The 19,500-nt window shown below is 68.0% G+C and carries 19 protein-coding genes; 18 read left to right on the top strand and 1 reads right to left on the bottom strand.

The window, feature by feature from the left end; genetic code table 11:
* The first annotated feature begins 4 nt into the window (after positions 1–4).
* The 17 genes from hypF to PV781_RS09220 all read left to right on the top strand — a co-directional run bounded on the left by hypF (position 5) and on the right by PV781_RS09220 (position 16,950).
* Positions 5–2,308 carry a carbamoyltransferase HypF gene (gene hypF, locus PV781_RS09300; protein WP_274775349.1) on the top strand — a complete coding sequence of 768 codons (2,304 nt, stop codon included), beginning with the start codon at positions 5–7 and terminating at the stop codon, positions 2,306–2,308.
* A gap of 202 nt (positions 2,309–2,510) precedes the next feature.
* A complete protein-coding gene (locus tag PV781_RS09295) occupies positions 2,511–3,656 on the top strand; it encodes a hydrogenase small subunit (RefSeq protein ID WP_274775348.1) in 1,146 nt (381 codons plus the stop codon).
* The gene (locus PV781_RS09290; protein WP_274775347.1) at positions 3,653–5,467 is read left to right on the top strand and encodes a nickel-dependent hydrogenase large subunit; all 1,815 of its coding nucleotides are present in this window, start codon (positions 3,653–3,655) and stop codon (positions 5,465–5,467) included. Before PV781_RS09295 ends, PV781_RS09290 begins: the two co-directional genes overlap by 4 nt.
* Before the next feature lie 10 nt (positions 5,468–5,477).
* Entirely contained in the window at positions 5,478–6,233 is a 756-nt protein-coding gene (gene cybH, locus PV781_RS09285) for a Ni/Fe-hydrogenase, b-type cytochrome subunit (protein WP_274775346.1), read from the top strand.
* Between the two features lie 230 nt (positions 6,234–6,463).
* Complete coding sequence (locus PV781_RS09280; protein WP_274775345.1) at positions 6,464–7,084, top strand: HyaD/HybD family hydrogenase maturation endopeptidase; 621 nt, start codon at positions 6,464–6,466, stop codon at positions 7,082–7,084.
* A 3-nt stretch (positions 7,085–7,087) separates the two neighbouring features.
* Positions 7,088–7,414 (top strand): HypC/HybG/HupF family hydrogenase formation chaperone, encoded by a 327-nt coding sequence (locus tag PV781_RS09275; protein ID WP_274775344.1) that lies wholly within the window; start codon positions 7,088–7,090, stop codon positions 7,412–7,414.
* A complete protein-coding gene (locus PV781_RS09270) occupies positions 7,414–7,821 on the top strand; it encodes a thioredoxin domain-containing protein (RefSeq protein ID WP_274775343.1) in 408 nt (135 codons plus the stop codon). Before PV781_RS09275 ends, PV781_RS09270 begins: the two co-directional genes overlap by 1 nt.
* Positions 7,822–7,840: 19 nt before the next feature.
* Positions 7,841–8,713: a hydrogenase expression/formation protein gene (locus PV781_RS09265; protein ID WP_274775342.1), complete on the top strand. Its 873-nt coding sequence runs from the start codon at positions 7,841–7,843 to the stop codon at positions 8,711–8,713.
* Positions 8,700–9,596 carry a [NiFe]-hydrogenase assembly chaperone HybE gene (gene hybE / locus PV781_RS09260; RefSeq protein ID WP_274775341.1) on the top strand — a complete coding sequence of 299 codons (897 nt, stop codon included), beginning with the start codon at positions 8,700–8,702 and terminating at the stop codon, positions 9,594–9,596. Before PV781_RS09265 ends, hybE begins: the two co-directional genes overlap by 14 nt.
* On the top strand, positions 9,596–10,531 hold the full coding sequence (locus tag PV781_RS09255; protein ID WP_274775340.1) for a nickel-dependent hydrogenase large subunit: 936 nt from the start codon (positions 9,596–9,598) through the stop codon (positions 10,529–10,531). Before hybE ends, PV781_RS09255 begins: the two co-directional genes overlap by 1 nt.
* Position 10,532: 1 nt before the next feature.
* Positions 10,533–10,874 (top strand): hydrogenase maturation nickel metallochaperone HypA, encoded by a 342-nt coding sequence (hypA, locus tag PV781_RS09250; RefSeq protein WP_209103747.1) that lies wholly within the window; start codon positions 10,533–10,535, stop codon positions 10,872–10,874.
* A complete protein-coding gene (gene hypB / locus PV781_RS09245) occupies positions 10,874–11,890 on the top strand; it encodes a hydrogenase nickel incorporation protein HypB (protein WP_274775339.1) in 1,017 nt (338 codons plus the stop codon). The genes hypA and hypB overlap by 1 nt, the downstream gene beginning before the upstream one ends.
* Before the next feature lie 3 nt (positions 11,891–11,893).
* Complete coding sequence (locus PV781_RS09240; protein ID WP_274775338.1) at positions 11,894–13,354, top strand: sigma-54-dependent transcriptional regulator; 1,461 nt, start codon at positions 11,894–11,896, stop codon at positions 13,352–13,354.
* Between the two features lie 10 nt (positions 13,355–13,364).
* Positions 13,365–13,664: a HypC/HybG/HupF family hydrogenase formation chaperone gene (locus PV781_RS09235; RefSeq protein WP_274775337.1), complete on the top strand. Its 300-nt coding sequence runs from the start codon at positions 13,365–13,367 to the stop codon at positions 13,662–13,664.
* A 12-nt stretch (positions 13,665–13,676) separates the two neighbouring features.
* Positions 13,677–14,798, top strand: coding sequence for a hydrogenase formation protein HypD (hypD, locus tag PV781_RS09230; RefSeq protein ID WP_274775336.1), 1,122 nt, complete (start codon positions 13,677–13,679; stop codon positions 14,796–14,798).
* Positions 14,795–15,871, top strand: coding sequence for a hydrogenase expression/formation protein HypE (gene hypE, locus PV781_RS09225; protein WP_274775335.1), 1,077 nt, complete (start codon positions 14,795–14,797; stop codon positions 15,869–15,871). Before hypD ends, hypE begins: the two co-directional genes overlap by 4 nt.
* Before the next feature lie 278 nt (positions 15,872–16,149).
* A complete protein-coding gene (locus tag PV781_RS09220; protein ID WP_274775334.1) occupies positions 16,150–16,950 on the top strand; it encodes an SDR family NAD(P)-dependent oxidoreductase in 801 nt (266 codons plus the stop codon).
* 251 nt (positions 16,951–17,201) lie between these two features.
* Here the strand turns inward: PV781_RS09220 and PV781_RS09215 are convergent, their stop codons facing one another.
* Positions 17,202–17,837 (bottom strand): TetR/AcrR family transcriptional regulator, encoded by a 636-nt coding sequence (locus tag PV781_RS09215; RefSeq protein ID WP_274775333.1) that lies wholly within the window; start codon positions 17,835–17,837, stop codon positions 17,202–17,204.
* A gap of 171 nt (positions 17,838–18,008) precedes the next feature.
* Here PV781_RS09215 and PV781_RS09210 point away from each other — a divergent pair, with 171 nt between their 5' ends.
* Positions 18,009–19,490: an efflux transporter outer membrane subunit gene (locus PV781_RS09210; RefSeq protein ID WP_274775332.1), complete on the top strand. Its 1,482-nt coding sequence runs from the start codon at positions 18,009–18,011 to the stop codon at positions 19,488–19,490.
* The last annotated feature ends 10 nt before the right edge of the window (positions 19,491–19,500 follow it).

Here is a 19,500-nt window from a genome sequence, read left to right as displayed (position 1 = left end):
GACCATGGCGGAGGACGCAGGCGCGCAGATCATCGTCAGTGGTATCGTGCAGGGCGTGGGCTTCCGGCCGTTCGTCTGGCGTCTCGCAGAGAGGCTGGGCCTTCACGGCACGGTGGCCAATGAGGGCACGCGGGTGGTGATCCATGCGGGTGGCCCGCCCGTCGCCCTCGTGGCCCTGGAACAGGCCCTGCGCAACGAGGCCCCCACCCTCGCCCGCGTCGAAAGCATCGTTTGCACGCCCGCCGCGCCGCCACCGAAAAACGGGTTCCGCATCATAGAGAGCGCGGCCGGCGAGGTGAGCGTGGGCATCGTGCCGGACATGGCCACCTGCCCCGCATGCCGGGCCGAGATGGCCGATCCCCCCGCCCGCCGCTTCCGCTACGCCTTCACCAATTGCACCCATTGCGGCCCGCGCTTTTCCATCGTTACCGGCCTGCCCTATGACCGGGCGCGCACGACGATGGCGGCCTTTGCCCTTTGTCCGGAGTGCCGTGCCGAGTATGAGAACGCCGCCGATCGACGCTTCCATGCCCAGCCCGTAGCCTGCCCGACGTGCGGGCCACGCCTCATGCTCCAGGCGGCGGACGCGCCCTCCCTTGTGGGAGAGGAGGCGCTCGCGACGGCAGTGGCGCGGCTGAAGGCGGGCGGCATTCTCGCCGTGAAAGGCATCGGTGGCTTCCACATCGCTTGTGATGCCTGCGATGAGGCGGCGGTTGCCGAGCTGCGCCAGCGCAAGCACCGCCCCGCCAAGCCCTTCGCCATAATGGTGGCGGATCTTCCGGCGTCCCGCGCGCTCTGCCATGTGGCGCCTCTGGAAGCCGAAGCCCTGGAAAGCGCCGCTGCCCCCGTGGTGCTGCTGCGCCACCGCAATGAGGTGAGCCTCGCCCCCTCCGTGGCACCCGGCCAGCAGCGGCTCGGCCTGATGCTGGCTTACAGCCCGCTTCACATCCTGCTCCTGGAGGCCTTCGGCGGCCCGCTGGTGATGACCAGCGCCAACCGCTCCAATGCACCGCAGGTCTATCGCGATGACGAGGCCCGCACCGAACTCAGCGGCCTTGTGGATGCCATCCTGACCCATGACCGGCCCATCGCCCGCCGGCTCGACGACAGTGTCGTGCAGGTGGTGGGTGGTCGGCAAAGGGTGTTGCGGCGCGCGCGCGGCCTTGCCCCCATTCCCCTCCCCTTGCCGGAGGATTTCGCCGGAAGCCCGGCCATTCTCGCCACCGGGGGTGGATTGAAGAATGCGCTCTGCCTGACGCAAAGCGGGCGTGCGCTGCTCTCCCAGCATCTGGGCGACCTTGACGAGCCGGCGACCGCCGAGGCCTTCGAAACCGCTTTGGTCGATTGCTCCGCCTTGTTCAACCATCGGCCCGATGCGGTCGCCTGCGACCTCCATCCCGATCTCTTCCCCAGCCGCTTCGCCGCCGATCTCGCTGAACGGCACGGCCTGCCACTGGTCGAGGTCCAGCACCACCATGCCCATGTGGCGGCGGTGATGGCGGAAGGAGGCTGGCGGCGCGCGGACGGCAGGGTGCTGGGGATTGCGCTCGACGGCCTCGGGCACGGCACCGACGGCACGGTCTGGGGCGGTGAAATCCTGGTGTGCGATTATCTTTCCAGCGTGCGGCGTGGCCGCATGAAGCCGGTGCCGCTGCTGGGGGGCGATGCCGCCAATCGCGAGCCCTGGCGCATGCTGCTGGCGCATCTCGACGCGGCGGGCGAAGGGGCGGCGGCCGATGAACTCCTCGCCGGAAAGCCCCTTTCCACCCTGCGCGCCATGGCCCGGAAGGGGCTGAATGCGCCGCTCAGCAGTTCAGCCGGCCGACTGTTCGACGCCATGGCGTGCCTTGCTGGCCTTGCCCCCGATCGCCTCTCCTTCGAGGGTGAGGCGGCGATGGCGCTGGAGGCGGCGGCAGGATGGCAGGAGCGGGCGCCCTATCCCATGGTCATCGAGGTGCGCAACGGCCTGGTGGGAGAGGACCTCCTGGAGATCGATCCCAGCCTGCTCTGGCGCGCCGCTCTCGCCGACCGAGCCGCGGACGCACCCGCGGCAACCCTCGCCGCCCGCTTCCATGACGGCGTGGCTGACGCATTCGCGCAGGCCGCGCTGCGCATCGCCACGGACGAGGGGCTGAGCACGGTGGCGCTGTGCGGAGGCGTATTCCAGAATGCCCGGCTGATGGAAAGCCTCAGCCTGCGCCTGGAAAATGCGGGCCTGCGCGTGCTCACTTCGGCCAATGTGCCCACAAATGATGGCGGTCTGGCGCTGGGCCAGGCGGTGGTGGCGGCGGCGCGGCACACGGCCTGACCGGTCACGCGCTTTCCGCCCCGCTCGTCCACCGGGAACCCGCTTTCCGCCTCGCGCACCCTCCGCACATGCCGAAAGCCTTGACTTGCAACAGTTCCAATCTGTGGCACGGCGGTTGCTGAAGACATCCCCAAGCGCGCACGGGACCACAAGGGGCTCAGCCCCGCCGGCAGCGCGAGGTTCCACCGGGGAGGGACGCCGCATGGCCGGCCTCGAAACTTTCTATGACGTCATGCGGCGGCAGGGCATCACCCGCCGCTCATTCCTGAAATACTGCTCGCTCACCGCCGCCGCGCTTGGCCTCGGGCCGGAATTCGCGCCCAAAATCGCCCATGCCATGGAAACCAAGCCGCGCCTGCCGGTGCTCTGGCTCCACGGCCTGGAATGCACCTGCTGCTCGGAGAGCTTCATCCGCTCGGCCCATCCGCTGGTGAAGGACGTCGTCCTGTCCATGATCTCGCTGGACTATGACGACACCCTCATGGCCTCGGCGGGGCATCAGGCGGAAGCCATCCTCGACGAGGTGATGACCAAGTATAAGGGCCGCTACATCCTGGCCGTGGAAGGCAATCCGCCGCTCAATGAAGACGGCATGTATTGCATCATCGGCGGCAAGCCCTTCGTCGACCAGCTGAAGAAGGTGTCGAAGGACGCGGCGGCCATCATCTCCTGGGGCTCCTGCGCCTCCTATGGCTGCGTCCAGGCCGCCCGCCCCAACCCGACCCGCGCCACCCCGGTGCACGAGGTGATCTTCGACAAGCCCATCATCAAGGTGCCGGGCTGCCCGCCCATCGCCGAGGTGATGACCGGCGTCATCACCTACATGCTCACCTTCGACCACATCCCCGAGCTCGACCGCCAGGGCCGGCCGAAGATGTTCTATTCCCAGCGCATCCACGACAAATGCTACCGGCGTCCCCACTTCGATGCCGGCCAGTATGTGGAGCAGTTCGACGACGAAGGCGCGCGCAAAGGCTATTGCCTCTACAAGGTCGGCTGCAAGGGCCCGACCACCTATAACGCCTGCTCCACCGTGCGCTGGAATGACGGCGTGTCCTTCCCCATCCAGGCTGGCCATGGCTGCATCGGCTGCTCGGAAGACGGCTTCTGGGACAAGGGATCCTGGTATGCCCGCCTCACCGACCTGAAGGGCGAGGGCTTCGGCATCGAGGCCAATGCGGACCAGGTGGGCCTTGCCGCCGCCGGCATCGTGGGTGGCGCAGTTGCGGTCCATGCCGCCGTCAGCGCGCTGAAGCGCGCCCAGCACAAGGGGGACGGCCCCAAGCCCGCAGCCCCGCCGCCGCCCGCCTCTTCCGCCACGCCCCATGACCAGGGAGGCGCCAAGTGACCATCCAGACCCCCAACGGCTTCAGCCTGGACACGTCCGGCCGCCGCATCGTCGTCGATCCCGTCACCCGCATCGAAGGCCATATGCGCTGCGAGGTGAATGTGGATGCCAATAATGTCATCCGCAACGCGGTCTCCACCGGCACCATGTGGCGCGGGCTGGAGGTGATCCTGAAGGGCCGCGACCCCCGCGACGCCTGGGCGTTCGTGGAGCGCATCTGCGGCGTGTGCACCGGCTGCCACGCGCTCACCTCGGTGCGCGCTGTGGAGGACGCCCTCGCCATCAAGATCCCCAACAACGCCTTCCTGATCCGCGAGATCATGGCGAAGGTGCTGCAGTGGCATGACCATGTGGTCCATTTCTACCACCTGCATGCGCTCGACTGGGTGAACCCCATCAATGCGCTGAAGGCCGACCCCAAGGCGACCTCCGCGCTCCAGCAGGCCATTTCCGACCATTCCAAGTCGTCCCCCGGCTATTTCCGCGACGTGCAGAACCGGCTGAAGAAGTTTGTCGAAAGCGGCCAGCTCGGTATCTTCAAGAACGGCTATTGGGACAACCCGGCCTATCTGCTGCCGCCCGAGGCGGATCTTCTCGCCGTCACCCATTATCTGGAAGCCCTCGACTTCCAGCGGGAGATCGTGAAGGTCCACACCATTTTCGGCGGCAAGAACCCCCATCCCAACTACATGGTGGGCGGCGTGCCCTGCGCCATCAACATGGAAGGGGACATGTCGGCGGGCGCCCCGCTCAACATGGAGCGGCTCAACTTCGTGAAGCTGAAGCTTCAGGAAGCCTATGAATTCTCCAAGAACGTCTATGTGCCGGACGTGATCGCCATCGCTTCCTTCTACAAGGGCTGGCTCTATGGCGGCGGGCTCTCGGCCACCAACGTGATGGATTATGGCGACTACGAAGCCATCCAGGGCCAGAAATCCACCGACCGGCTGCCCGGCGGCGTGATCCTCAATGGCAACTGGAACGAAATCCATCCCATCGATCCCCGCGACCCGGCGCAAGTCCAAGAGTTCGTCACCCATTCCTGGTACAGCTACGGCGCCGGCAACAATGACAAGGGCCTGCATCCCTGGGACGGCGTGACAGAGCCCAAATATGAGCTGGGCCCGGCCGCCAAGGGCACCAAGACCAATATCGAGGCGGTGGACGAGGCGGCCAAGTACAGCTGGATCAAGGCGCCGCGCTGGAAGGGCAATGCGGTGGAAGTGGGTCCGCTTGCACGCTACATCCTCGCTTATGCCCATGGCGTGCCCTATGTGAAGGGGCAGGTGGACGAGGCGCTCGGGCGCTTCAATGCGCTCGCCGGCACCAACCTCACGCCCCAGCAGGCCTTGCCCACCACCATCGGCCGGACCTTGGCGCGCGCGCTGGAGGCCCATTATTGCGCCGAGATGATGCTGGGCGACTTCGACAACCTCATCGCCAACATCAAGGCCGGCGACACCGCCACCGCCAATATGGAGAAGTGGGACCCCAAGACTTGGCCGAAGGAAGCCAAGGGCGTGGGCACGGTAGCCGCGCCGCGCGGCGGCCTTGGCCACTGGATCAAGATCAAGGACGGGCGGATCGAGAACTATCAGTGCGTGGTGCCCACCACCTGGAATGGCGGGCCGCGTGATCCCAAGGGCAATATCGGCGCCTTCGAAGCCTCGCTCATGAACACCCCCATGATGCGCCCCGAAGAGCCGGTGGAGATCCTGCGCACGCTGCACTCGTTCGATCCGTGCCTGGCCTGTTCCACCCATGTGATGTCGCCGGGCGGCGAGGAACTCGCCCGCGTCACCGTGCGCTGAGGAGGCGGCCATGTCGGATGCCTCCCCCGCATTGCCCGCCCCCGCCTCTCCCCCCGCCGCCGGCATTCCGGCGGAACGGGACCCGGCGGGGCGCAAGCTGACCACGGTCTATGTCTATGAGGCGCCAGTACGCCTCTGGCATTGGGTGAATGCGCTGTCCATCGTGGTGCTGTGCATCACCGGCTATCTCATCGGCTCGCCGCTCCCCACCTTGTCGGGCGAAGCGAGCGCCCATTACATGATGGGCACCATCCGCTTCATCCACTTCGCAGCCGCCTACATCTTCGCCGTGGGCTTTGTGGGGCGGATCATCTGGGCTTTCTTCGGCAACACCTATTCCCGCGAGCTCTTCACCTTCCCGTTCTGGCGCAAGAGCTTCTGGCGCGGGCTGTTCGTGGAAGCCCAGTGGTACGCCTTCCTGAAGACACGGCCACTGAAGTTCACCGGCCACAATCCCTTGGCCCAGACCTTCCTTTTCTTCGTGATGGTGCTGGGCTCGGCCTTCATGATCGGCACCGGCTTTGCCCTTTATTCCGAGGGCGAGGGACTGGGCTCCTGGCAGGACAAGCTGTTCGGCTGGATCATCCCCCTGCTTGGGGGCAGCCTGTCCGTGCACACGCTGCATCACCTGGGCATGTGGGTGATCATCCTCTTCGTGATCATCCACGTCTATTCGGTGGTGCGCGAGGACATCATGTCCCGCCAGACCATGATCTCCGCCATCACCAATGGCTACCGCACGTTCCGGGACGACGATCCGGAGTGAACGCCCGACCGGGGCAGAACGTGGCCCCGGTCGTTTTCCTTCCGTTTTTTGATCCAAATGGAAGACAGCCTTCCACCCCTATGTTTCCCTTGCGCTGAACCGAGCCGGGAAAGGCTTGCGGTGCAAGGGGTCTTTCCTCTGTCGCCCGGCTGGCACGGCTTTTGAATTGAAACGGTTCGAAAGTCGCGGCGTCAGACCGCGCCGGGAGGCTCAAGGGGAAAAACGTCGCCATGGCCGACGAACGCATTCTCATACTCGGCATCGGCAACATCCTGTGGGCGGATGAAGGCTTCGGCGTGCGCACCGTCGAGCACCTGGATGCCACTTATGATTTCCCGGACACGGTGAGCCTCCTGGATGGCGGCACGCAGGGCCTTTACCTGCTGCCCCACCTGGAAGACGCCGACACGGTCATCATCCTCGATGCGGTGGATTATGGCCTGCCGCCGACTACCCTTCATGTGGTGCGGGACGAGGATGTTCCCGTCGCCCTGTCCGCCCGCAAGGTCAGCCTCCACCAGACCGGTTTCCAGGAGGTGCTGGCTTTGCTGCGCCTGCGTGGCCGCGCGCCGCGCCGCCTCGTCCTTGTGGGGGTGCAGCCCCACACGCTCGACGATTATGGCGGCGGCCTGACGGAAGGTGTCGCCGCCCAGGTGGCGCCGGCGGCGGACCACGTGGTCGGTCTCCTGCGGACCGAGTTCGACGTCGATCCCCGACCGCGCGCCGCTTCAGTCCCTGACATTCTTGCCCCCGCCGTAACGCGGGCCGCCTATGAGGCCGGCCGCCCCAGCGCAGAGGACGCCTGCCGCATCGGCGATGCCCGCGTGCTGGCCCGCGGCGTGGGAGCCTGAGCCATGTGCGTCGGCATCCCCATGCGCCTCATCTCCCGCTCCGGCGATGCCGGCCTGTGCGCCGGGGCCGATGGCCCGCAGCCAGTGGACCTCTCCTTGGTGCCGGAGGCGGAGGTGGGCGACCATCTCCTCGTCTTCCTGGGCGCCGCCCGCAGCCATCTCGACCCGGAGGAAGCCGCCCGCATCGCCGAGGCGCTGGCCGCCTTGTCGGCGGTGATGGCGGGTGAAGACCCCGCAATTTTCGAGCGTGCCTTTGCCGATCTCGACCGGGAGCCGCAGCTCCCGCCCCATCTCGCCGCCGCCTATGCCGCCGGCCACAAGGAGGCCTGATGCTCGACACCGCCCCCCCTCCCCCCGCCTCCACGCTCCATCCCCTGGTGCAACGGCTCCTGGCCTGCCACGGCTATGCCTACGCGGAAGCGCTCGACGCCCTAGTCGAGCCGCGCGATGTGCTCCTCTTCCTGCCCTCCCATGCCAAGGCGCATCTGGAGACACCGGACATCGCGGTGGTGCTGCCGGAACTGGTTAAGGCGCTCGATCCCTCCGGCGCCCGCCTCACCGGCGCGGTGGCGGGGCCCGCCTTGGAGACCGAACTGCGTGGCGCCCTGGGCCTCGCTTTGCCGGCCTTGGTGGTTGTGCGCGCAGGCGCCGTCGCAGGGTCCGTCGCCCGTATGCGGGACTGGGACGAGTATCTCGCCCGCCTCTCCGCCCTGCTGCCGCCCACTTCCACCCACTGACCCCGTTCGCGAGCCGCCCATGGCCTCCTCCCCCTTCGCCACCCAGCCCCCCATCGGCTTCGGTCCCGGCAGTCAGCCGCAGGAGGACGACGGGCTCGCCTACATGCCCCTGCCCTCCGGCATGCGGGTATTCGAGCCGCATGTGCCAGACGCGGTGGATACCCGCCGCCTGGCGCCCGCGCTCAACCTGCTCACGCAGGTCTGGGAGGCGCTGCAGAACTGGCGCGCCGGGGCGCACGCCTCCTTTGCGGTTTCGCCACTGGACGCAGCCAATCGCGCGCTCATCGATGAATGCCTGGGCGAGGGCGAGGTGGCGGTGAAGGTGAGCGGCGACGCGCCACTGGAGATCCAGGAAGCCACCTTCGCCGGCGTCTGGCGTGTGCGCGGCGCCGGCGGTGTCGACCGCATCGAGGTGGGCCCCTTCCCGCGCGGCGCTTTGGTTCGTGCCTTCCGGCCAGGCTGGACGGTGGATCTCCCCGCCCTCTCCGTGCCCGCGCCGGGCATCTTCAATGCCCCGCCGGTCATCACAGAGATCGTGCACAAGGCGCAGGCCTTGTCCGGAGACGGGATCTCCCACGTCATCAATTTCTCGCTCCTCCCCCACACGCCGGAAGACCTCGCCCTGATCGAAACGGTGCTGGGCGAAGGCAGCCTCACCATCCTGTCCCGCGGCTATGGCAATTGCCGCATCGATGCCTGCGCGCTGAAGGATGTGTGGCGGGTGCGCTACTACAATTCCAACGACATGCTGATCCTCGATACCATCGAGATCACCCGCCTGCCGGAAGTGGCCGCCGCCGCCCCCGAGGACCTCGCCGACTCCGCCGAACGCCTCGCCGAGGTGCTGGAGACGCTGATGGGTGCACAGGAGGACGGCCATGGCGCGGTTTGAAGGCTCGCTGCGCGCGGGCGGCGCGGACCTGCCGCCCGCCACCCGGCTCGAATGCAAGATCTGCTGGCACGTCTATGATCCGGCGGAAGGCTGCGAGACCTGGCAGGTGCCCCCTCGCACGGCCTTCGCCGACCTGCCCGACCATTGGCGCTGCCCGGTCTGTGACGGCGCACGGGACCAATTCATGGTGCTGGACGTGCCCGCCGATGCCGCGCCAGCCGCCGTGACACCGCAGCAGGACGAGCGGCTGAAGGCCATCATCGCCGCTGTGCCGCCGCGCCTGGAGGCCGCCTTCCGGGAAATCCATGCTGGCCAGATGCGCGGCGTGCCCATGGTCAACGAGACCCTGGGCGTGAAGGCGGTGGGGTTCCGGCCCCATGAGGGCCGCGCGCTGGGCGTGCTGGTGACCCCCTGGTTCATGAATCTGGTACTGCTGCCCGGGCCGGACGACGACTGGTCGGCGCTGGCCACCGGCGCCAAGGAACTCATCGAGTTCCCATCCGGTTGGTACGAATTCCTCGGCGCCAACCGGCCGGAAGTGGGTCCCTACAAAGCCTGCTCGCTGTTCTCGCCCATGTTCGACTTCTCCTCCATGCTCCAGGCGGTGGAGACGGCGCAGGCGGCGCTGGGCGCATTGTTCGATCCCGACATCCGCGAGGAAGGCGCGCAGACCGGCGAGATCCGCCGCCGCCGCGAGGCCGAGATCGCCGCAGCCGAGGCCCGCGAGGCGGAGGCGCGCGCAGCAGAGGCAGAGACGGGTGCAGCACCGTCGAACACGGCCCCTGCCGGCGCGCCGAGCGACGCGCCGGCCGCCCCGGTCCGCCCCACCCGCCGCGACCTCATTTTCGGCGCGGGCGCGGCGCGGCGGGAGGCGACCTCGTGATGGCCGCCCGCACCGCGCGGCCCTTCACCTACGCGCCCATGCCGGACGCGGAACGGGTGCTGCTCGGTCGCGTGCCGGAAGAGGCGGCGGCGCTCATCCCGCGCCTCTATAATGTGGGCGCCGCCGCTCAAGGCGCGGCTGCGGCTGCCGCTTTGGGCCTCTCCGGTGGAAGCGGGGACGCCATCCGCGCCGAGATCGCCCGCGAGCATGGTCTGTTCCTGTTCCATCACCTGCCCATGGCCTTGGGCGAGGCGCGCGACAATGAGGGCTTGGCCCTCCTGCAGACCAAAGACGCCCCCGCCCGCGTGACGAGCCATCTTTTCGGCCCACAAGCGCCCGACGTCCTATCGCTGGGCGACCTCTCGCCCTCAGAGCTGGACGCCCTCCTGGCGCGCGGAGAGACAGCCACCGCGCGCTCCCTGGCGCGTGTCGCCGCCCTCGATCCCGCCTGGGCACGCGCGGAACTGCCGGACCTCACCCTCGTGGAGGCAGAAGCCAACTTGGCGGACGAAACTGCCGCGCCGGCCAGAGACGCCACCCTTCTTGCCCGCGTGCGCGACATGCCCCTCCTCGCGGCTCTCATCGCCCGCGACGGCCCGAGCCTCTTTGCCCGCCTGTTGGCGCGCATCCTGGACCTGTCCGCGTGCCTCGGCCCCTCTGCGCCCAAGGCCTTGAGCGGCGCCCGCCCCCACGGCATCGGCTTCGCCCAGGCGGCGCGCGGCATGCTGGTCCATCGCGCCCACGTGGCGGAGGGGCGCGTGGTGTCCTACAGAATGCTGGCACCCAGCCGCTGGACGCTGACGCCCGGCGGGCTGCTGGAACGCATGCTCGACGCCATTCCCGCGCGGGCAGAGTCGGGCCTCATCGCACGGCTTTCCCTTCTCGCCGTCAATCCCTGCGTGGCGGTGCGCCTTGCTGGGCACCTAGAGGCCTGACATGCACGAAATGGCCATATGCGAAAGCCTGCGCGACGCCATCGAGGATGCCGCCCGCGCCCAGAATTTCTCCCGGGTCACGCGGGTGCGCCTCGCCATCGGGCGGTTCGCCGGGGTGGAGGTGGAGGCGCTGCGCTTCGGCTTCGACGTGGTGATGCGCGGCTCGCCCGCCGAGGGGGCGGACCTGGTGGTGCTGGAGGAAGCGGGCACCGCCTGGTGCTTCGACTGCAATGATACGGTGCCGCTGGCGGGCCGGCTGGACCCGTGCCCGCGCTGCGGCGGGGAACGCCTGCTGCCCAATGGCGGCACGGACATGAAGATCAAGGACCTGGAGGTGCTGTGATGTGCGTGACCTGCGGCTGCGGCACCGACGCCGCCATCCTTTCCGGCCCCTGGGGCGAAGCCAGGCAAGGCCAGGAGGCGCAAGGCCATGAGGCGCATGGCCATGAGGCGCATGGTCATGAGGCACATGGTCATGACCATTCCCATGAGCATGACAATGATCCTCACCATGCACATGCCCATCATCACGACGATCACGTTCTCCACCACGGCCATGGTCATCACCACCATCATGGCCATGGCCATGCCCACGATCACGCTCACGACCATGCCCACGCCGACGCCGCTCCGGCGGGCGCCCCCCGTCTCCTGGAACTGGAGCAGGATATCCTCGCCAAGAATGACCGCTTCGCCGCCCGCAACCGCGCGCGGCTGACCGAGGGCGGGGTTCTGGCGCTCAACATCCTGGCCGGCCCCGGCGCGGGCAAGACCACCTTGCTGGTGGAGACCTTGAAGGCGCTCGCCGAACGCTATCCCTGCGCGGTCATTGAGGGTGACCAGCAAACCTCCAACGATGCCGACCGCATCCGCGCCGTGGGCGTTCCGGCGGTTCAGGTGAATACGGGCAAGGGCTGCCACCTGGACGCCCATATGGTGGGTCACGCCATGGAGCGCCTGCCGCTGCCGCCCGGCGGCGTCCTGTTCATCGAGAATGTGGGCAACCTGGTGTGCCCCGCCGCCTTTGATCTGGGCGAAGCCAAGCGCGCCACCTTGCTCTCAGTCACCGAGGGCGAGGACAAGCCGCTGAAATATCCTGACATCTTCGAGACCGCCGACGTGGTTCTGCTGACCAAGGCGGACCTGTTGCCCCACCTGGACGTGTCGGAAGAGCTGCTGCGGGCCAACGTCGCCCGCATCAATCCGCAGGCGCAGATCCTCACCGTTTCCGCGCGCGGCGGACCTGGCCTTGCCCCCTGGCTCGCCTGGCTTGCCACAGCCCGCGCGGCGCGCCTCGATGCGCTGGCCGCCGGCGCGCAGGCCCGTGCCGAGGCCCTGCGCAGCGCGATCGGAGCCTGAGCCATGTCGACGCGCCCTGCCCTCCTCGTGGTGGATGACGAGCCCCGCTCGGCGGAGGTGATGGCGCGCGTGCTGGGCGAAGAATTCGAGGTCTTCACGGCGCTGAGCGCGGCGGAGGCCCGCCGCATCCTGGAGGCGGAGTGGATCCAGGCCATTTTCTGCGACCAGCGCATGCCGGAAGTGCCGGGCGTTGCCTTCCTCACCGAAGTGCGCGAGCGCTGGCCGGAAATCGTGCGGGTCATCGTCACCGGCTATACCGACCCGCAGGACATGATCGGCGCCATCAACGAGGCCGGCATCTACCAATATGTGAGCAAGCCCTGGCATCCCGACCAGCTGCTGCTGGTGGCCCGCAACGCCGCGCACCTCTTCTCCCTTCAGCGCGAGCATGACCGGCTCTCTTTGGAACTGCGCCTCGCCGCCCCAACCGCAGAGGCGCGCCTTGCCCGCAAGCGGGCGGAGGTGGCGCAGAACTTCCATTTCGACACCCTCATCCGTGCCGCCGGCAGCCCGCTCAACGCCACCTGCCGCCGCGCCGCGCAGGTGGCGGCCTTCGACGTACCGGTGCTGATCCAGGGCGAAACGGGCACAGGAAAGGAATTGCTGGCCCGCGCCATCCATTATTCGAGCCTGCGCTCCGAGCGGCCTTTCTTCGCCGTCAATTGCGGAGCGATCCCGGACGAATTGCTGGAGAGCGAACTCTTCGGCCACAAGAAGGGGGCCTTCACCGGCGCCCATGTGACCCGCATCGGCCTGCTCGACCAGGCAGATGGCGGGACCATCCTGCTGGACGAGATCGGCGACGTCTCCCCCGCCTTCCAGGTCAAGCTGCTGCGCTTCCTCCAGGAGGGCGAAATCCGCCCCGTGGGCTCCAACGAGGCAAAGCGCGTGAATGTGCGGGTGCTGGCCGCCAGCCACCGCGACCTCGTCAAGGAGGTGGAGGCCGGCCGCTTCCGCGAGGACCTGTTCTATCGCCTCAGCGCCATGGTGCTCACCATGCCGCCGCTGCGGGAGCGAAGGGGCGATCTGAAGCCCTTGGCACTCGCCATCCTGGATTCTCTGTGCGCCCAGCACGGCAAGGCCGCCAAGGGTTTCACGGAGGAGGCGCTCGCCTGCATCTCCACCTATGACTGGCCGGGAAACGTACGGGAACTGCAGAACGAGGTGCTGCGCATGCTGGTGCTCACCACCGAGCCGCTGCTGGGCGCCGACCTGCTCTCCCCCCATGTCCTGCGTGCCGCCGCCGCTCCGCCACCGGAGGCCGCCGCCATTGCCCTGCCGGACAATGGGCCGCTTAAAGACCGCATCGAGCGCATGGAGGCCTCCATCCTCCTGGAAACGCTGGTGCGCTGTCGCTGGAACAAGAGCCGGGCGGCGGAAGAGCTCGGCCTCTCCCGCGTCGGCCTCCGCGCAAAGCTCGACCGCTACGGCATTGCCCCCGGCCGCCCCCTCGCCCGCCATTAGGAGACCTGCCATGTGCCTTGGAATTCCCGGCCGCATCGTCGCCATAGCCGATGCAGAGGCCATGCTGGCGGTGGTGGACGTCTCGGGCGTGCGGCGGACGGTCGACGTGGTGTGCGTGGCCGAGCCCGGCGCCTTGCTTGACGATCTGATCGGCGCCTGGGTGCTCGTCCATGTGGGCTTCGCCATGAGCCGCATCGACGAGGAGGAGGCCGCCGCCACCTTGAAGGTGCTCTCCGAGATCGGCGAGGCGGAGGCGGAGATCGACGCCATGCGCACCGGCAGCGTCGAGCTGCTGTCGAAGGCGGGCTGAGGGAGATAAGCCATGCGCTATGTGGACGAATTCCGCGACCCGGCCCTTGCCGCCGCTTTGATCCGCGAGATCGAGGCGCTCTGCGTGCGCCTGGGGCGCGGCCGGGACAAGCCGGTCAGCGTTATGGAAGTGTGCGGCGGGCACACCCACGCCATCTTCCGTTATGGCCTGGAAGGGCTGCTGCCGGACCTCATTGAGTTCGTCCACGGCCCCGGCTGCCCGGTCTGCGTGCTGCCCATGGGGCGGGTGGATGATTGCGTCGCCATCGCCGAGCGTCCCGAGGTCATCTTCGCCACCTTTGGAGACGCCATGCGGGTGCCCGGCTCGCGCAAGAGCCTGCTCCAGGCGAAGGCCGATGGGGCGGATGTGCGCATGGTCTATTCCCCCCTCGACGCGCTGGCGCTGGCCCGCCGGCACCCGGACCGGGAGGTGGTGTTCTTCGGCCTGGGCTTTGAGACCACCATGCCCTCCACCGCGCTCACCGTGCTGCGGGCGGCGCGCGAGGAGATCACCAACTTCTCCTTGTTCTGCAACCACATCACCATCATCCCGACGCTGCGCGCGCTGCTGGAGCAGCCCGATTTCGGCATTGATGGCTTCATCGGGCCAGGCCATGTCTCCATGGTCATCGGCACCGCGCCCTATGACTTCATCGCGCAGGAATTCGGCCGTCCGCTGGTGGTGTCCGGCTTCGAGCCGGTGGACCTGCTGCAATCCCTCCTGATGGTCATCCGGCAGATGGATGCGGGCGTGGCGCGGATCGAGAACCAATATGCCCGCGTGGTGCCGGAAGCGGGCAATCCGGCGGCGCTCAAGGCGGTTCATGAGGTCTATGAGCCCCGTCCCACCTTCGAGTGGCGCGGGCTCGGCTCCATCGCCGGTTCGGGCGTCCGGCTGAGGGACGCGTATCGCGCCTTCGATGCGGAGGCCAGGTTCGCGGTGCCCGACATCAAGGTGGCTGACCCCGCCGCCTGCCGCTGCGGCGAGGTTCTGACAGGCGCCGCCAAGCCCTGGGCCTGCCCCGCCTTTGGCACGACCTGCACGCCCGACATGCCGCTCGGCGCGCTGATGGTGTCGTCCGAGGGGGCGTGCGCGGCCTATTATCAGTATGCCGGCCTGCGGGGGGCGGCATGAGCGCGCCGGCCGTTCCGCTTCAAGCGGCGAGCCGGCGCGCCCGGCCCGTCACAGGCGCCAAGGTGACGCTGGCCCATGGCGGCGGCGGCTCGGCCATGCGCGACCTGATCGAGGAGGTATTCCGCGGGCCCTTCGCGGGCGGGGCGCCGAGCGCGGCGGAGGACCAGGCGCGGTTCGACCTTTCAGCCCTTGTGGCGCAGGGCGACCGCCTCGCCTTCACCACGGATTCCTTCGTGGTGGACCCGCTCTTCTTTCCCGGCGGGGACATTGGCACGCTGGCCGTGTGCGGCACCATCAACGACCTCGCCGTGGGCGGGGCGCGCCCGGTTGCGCTGTCCTGCGCCGTCATCATCGAGGAAGGATTGCCGCTGGAGACCTTGCGGGCGGTCGCCACCTCCCTCGCCACCACGGCGGCGGCGGCGGGCGTGCCCATCGTCACCGGCGACACCAAGGTTGTGGCGCGTGGCGCCTGCGACAAGCTCTTCCTGACCACCACCGGCATCGGCGTCATTCGCTCCGGCCTTCACCTGGGCATTGACCGGGTGAGGCCCGGCGACGTGCTGCTGGTGAACGGCCTTCTGGGCGACCATGGCGCCGCCATCCTGAATGCCCGAGGCGATCTTGCGCTGGACACGCAGATCGCCAGCGACTGCGCCGCCCTTCATGGGCTCATCGCCGACCTCATCGCCGCAGCCCCGGGCATCCGCATGATGCGCGATGCCACGCGCGGTGGTGTCGCGGCGGTGCTGAACGAACTGGCCGAGGCGAGCCAAGTGGGCGTGCGCATCCGCGAGACGGACGTGCCCATGCGGCCGGAAGTGGCGGGCTTCTGCGAGATCCTCGGCCTCGACCCGCTCTATCTTGCCAATGAGGGCAAGCTGGTCGCCGCCGTGCCGGCCGACGAAGCCCAGGCCGCGCTCGCGGCCTTGCACGCCCATCCCCTCGGCCTGGGTGCCGCGCTCATCGGCGTCGCCACCGCCGATCGCCCCGGCAGGGTCGTGATGGAAACCCGCTTCGGTGGCGCGCGCATCGTGGACATGCTGGTGGGCGACCAGTTGCCGCGGATCTGCTGAGCCACATGGGCGACAGGAGCCGGTCCTTCGTCGAACCAATGGATCGTCTTCGGCAACGCACGCTGTAGCCTCGCTCGTGACCTTTCGCTGTTCGCACGCGGCCTCATGCTGCGCGCCGCGTGCCACGCCGAAATGGGCGCCGCGCGACCTCCCGACAAGAAGCAGGACGTGTCACGCGTGCGCTGCGCACCTCTCGGCTGGGCCATGCCAGGAGGGCATTCCGTTTCGACGTCGGGCGGGATATGAGCGTTCGCAACATGAATCAAAATGAAACGCCCATGTCTGAAACATCCAGCTCCCCAGATCTGAAGGTCGCCCTCGTCACCGGCGCGGCACGTGGGATCGGCCTTGCCGTGGCCCGCAAGTTCCTCGCCGATGGCTGGCGGGTGGCAATGCTCGATATCGAAGCGCTTCTGCTGGAGGAAGCGGTCGCCGCCCTGGCGGAGCCTGAGCGCACGCTTGCTCTCGTCTGCGACGTGGCGGATCCGGCCGCGGTCACCGCGGCCATGCAGACGATCGAGGCTCGGTTCGGACGGCTCGATGCGCTGGTCAACAATGCCGGTGTCGCGGTGTTCAAGCCGATCCTTGAGACGACGGACGCGGAGTGGAGCCGCGTGCTCGACGTCAACCTGTCCGGCCCGTTCCACTGCACCAAAGCCGCAGCGCCGCTGATTGCACGGCAGGGCGGCGGGGCTGTCGTCAACATCACCTCCATTTCCGGGTTGCGGGCCTCGACCCTGCGGGCCGCCTACGGCACCAGCAAGGCTGGGCTTGCCCACCTCACAAAGCAGCTTGCAGTTGAGCTCGCAGGCATGGGCATCCGCGTCAACGCGGTGGCGCCGGGCCCCGTGGACACGGCGATGGCCAAGGCGGTGCATTCGGCCGCCATCCGCGCCGACTATCACGACGCCATTCCGCTTGCCCGCTACGGCCTGGAGGACGAACTCGCGGAGGCCGTGCTCTTCCTGTGTGGGGACAAGGCCAGCTACATCACCGGGCAAGAGCTTGCCGTAGACGGCGGCTTCGATGCAGCCGGCATCGGCCTGCCCACCCTGCGCGGCGCTGTCCGCCAAGGTTGAGCCCACGCTGGAGCGTGGGCCGGCCCATGCCGCGAGGCCAGCGCGGGCCACAGATGCGCAGAGCGTCCGGGTCTGCCCCTTGAGCGCTGCCCAAGGAGCCAAAGAGAGGCCCACCTTCCAACGTCAAGCCACGCCGTCCGGGTGAAGCCCTCGGCGTGGCGGCCGGCTCGACAATCTGCCGGGTGTGGAGCGCCCGCTGCACCTGGTTTTCGCACCTTTGGCGCGTCGACCCGCGATCCGTCGGCGGGCACTCAGACCTTGTAGAAGTCGAGGAACATGGCGATGCCGCCATCGATCAGTTGGTCGGCATCCCGGGCTCGCGGGGCAGGTAAGCCGAGCGACCCTGCAAGCCTGGCATCTTCCGCCACGAGTGCGAGAAACTGGCGCGCGGCCGCGTGGGGGTCGGGAATACGCAAGCGCCCGTCACGGTTCAGCGCCGCAAGATAGACGGCGATTTGCTCGATCGATGCGCCGGGCCCCTCCTCGTAAAACACCTTCGCCAGACGGGGAAAGCGGGGCGCGACCGGGACCAGAATGCGGAAGACGTCCAGCCCTTCGCATTGGGCGAAGAGGCGCCGGTAATTGACCGCAACCCTCCGTAACTCTGACGCGACTGACGGGCTCTTCGGGTCCGGCCCATAGAGGTTTGCGTTGACGGCGCGGCATTCCACGCGGATCAACTCCTCAAAGAGCGCGGCTTTGCTGGAGAAGTGCGCGTAAAGCGTCGCCTTCGAAAGCGCACCGACGCGCGCGATCGCATCCATCGAGGCGCCGTCGTAACCGGCTTCAAGAAAGACAGATCGGGCTGCCGTGAGGGCCTCCAGGGCCTTGGGTTTCAGGCGGCTCGCCCCCTGCGGCGCGGGGCATTCTTCAGTGCTTTGTGACATGCCTGCAATTTAATCGAACTGAACGGTGCAGTCCATATTGACTCCGCGATTATGTCGCCCTACTCGTCTATCGAACTGAACGGTCTGGTTCAGATCAGTAGCCGGATGCACCTAATCATGCGAGACCTGCCCGTCCTCCCTCGGCTGGCGACCTGCCTCAAGGGAGGCGCCATGGCTGCGTCCCTGCTGCTCCTGAGCGGCTGCATGGTGGGGCCGAATTTCGAGAGCCCCGATGCGCCGCGGGTGAACGGCTACCTTCCAGGAGGTCCGCCACAGGCCACCGCCTCCGCCGACGTGCATGGCGGCAGCAGCCAGGCTTTCAAGCCCGGCCGCGATCTGCCCGGAGAATGGTGGAAGGTGTTCCGCAACAAGCAGATCGACGCCTTCGTCGCCGAGGCCATCCGCAACCATCCGGACATCGCCGCCGCCCAGGCCGCCCTGCGCGCGGCGCGGGAGAATGCGTTGGCGGAAGAAGGGGCGCTATTCCCCCAGGTGTCCGCCAGCGCCGGGCCGACCCGGCAGGTGACCTCGCTGGCGACCCAGGGCGAAAGCGGCAATACCAGCCCTTACAATCTCTACAATGCCTCGGTTAGCGTCACCTATGCGCTTGACGCCTGGGGCGGCACCCGCCGCCAGGTGGAGGCATTGCAGGCGCAGGCCGACTACCAGCTCTATCAGCTGGAAGCCACCTATCTCAGCCTCACCGCCAATGTGGTGACGGCCGCCATTTCCGATGCGTCCCTGCGGGCGCAGATCGACGCCACCAACGACATCATCAAGTCCGAGCAGGAACAACTGACACTGGTTCAGCGCCAGTTCGAGCTGGGCGCGGTGGCCCAATCGGACGTGCTCTCACAGCAGTCCAACCTCGCCCAGACGCAAGCGACCCTGCCGCCTCTGCAGAAGCAATTGGCGCAGCAGCGAAACCAGCTGATGGCCTATCTCGGGCGGCTGCCCAGCGAGGATCGCGGCGAACACGTCACGTTGGCGAGCCTCACCTTGCCGCGCGACCTCCCCGTGAGCCTGCCCTCGGCCCTGGTGCGGCAGCGGCCCGACATCGCTTCGGCGGAGGCGAGCCTGCACAAGGCCACCGCCACGGTCGGCGTGAACGTGGCCAAAATGCTCCCGCAGATCCAACTTTCCGGCAGTTACGGGCGCAGCGGCCTCACCCCCGACAGCCTGTTCAATCCCGGCACCGCCGCCTGGAGCATCGCGGCCAGCGCCGCGCAGACGGTGTTCGACGGCGGCACGCTGTTCCACGACAAAGAATCTGCCATTGCCAGCCGTGAGCAGGCCTTCGCGCAATACAAGAGCACCGTCATCTCCGCCTTCAAGGACGTGGCAGACGCGCTGCGCGCCATCCAGGCGGATGCCGATACGCTCAAGGCGCAGCTGGCCTATGAGCGGGCCGCGCAGGAGAGCGTGAAGATCTCGCGCACCCAGTATCTGGCCGGCGCCGTCACCTATCCCTCGGTGCTCACCTCCGAGCAGAACTACCAGCAAGCCGTCATCGCCCGCGTGAAGGCGCAGGCGCTGCGCTTCTCCGACACGGCGGCCCTGTTCCAGGCCCTCGGCGGGGGCTGGTGGAACCGCGTGGATCAGACCGCCCAGGCCACGCCCCGCACGAACGCGGGCTATTTCCAGGATCATTGAGCGACCGGCC

This window comes from Aquabacter sediminis (assembly GCF_028863665.1).
In the GTDB taxonomy this organism is placed as follows: Bacteria; Pseudomonadota; Alphaproteobacteria; order Rhizobiales; family Xanthobacteraceae; genus L1I39.
This window is presented reverse-complemented; position numbering and strand designations above follow the sequence as displayed.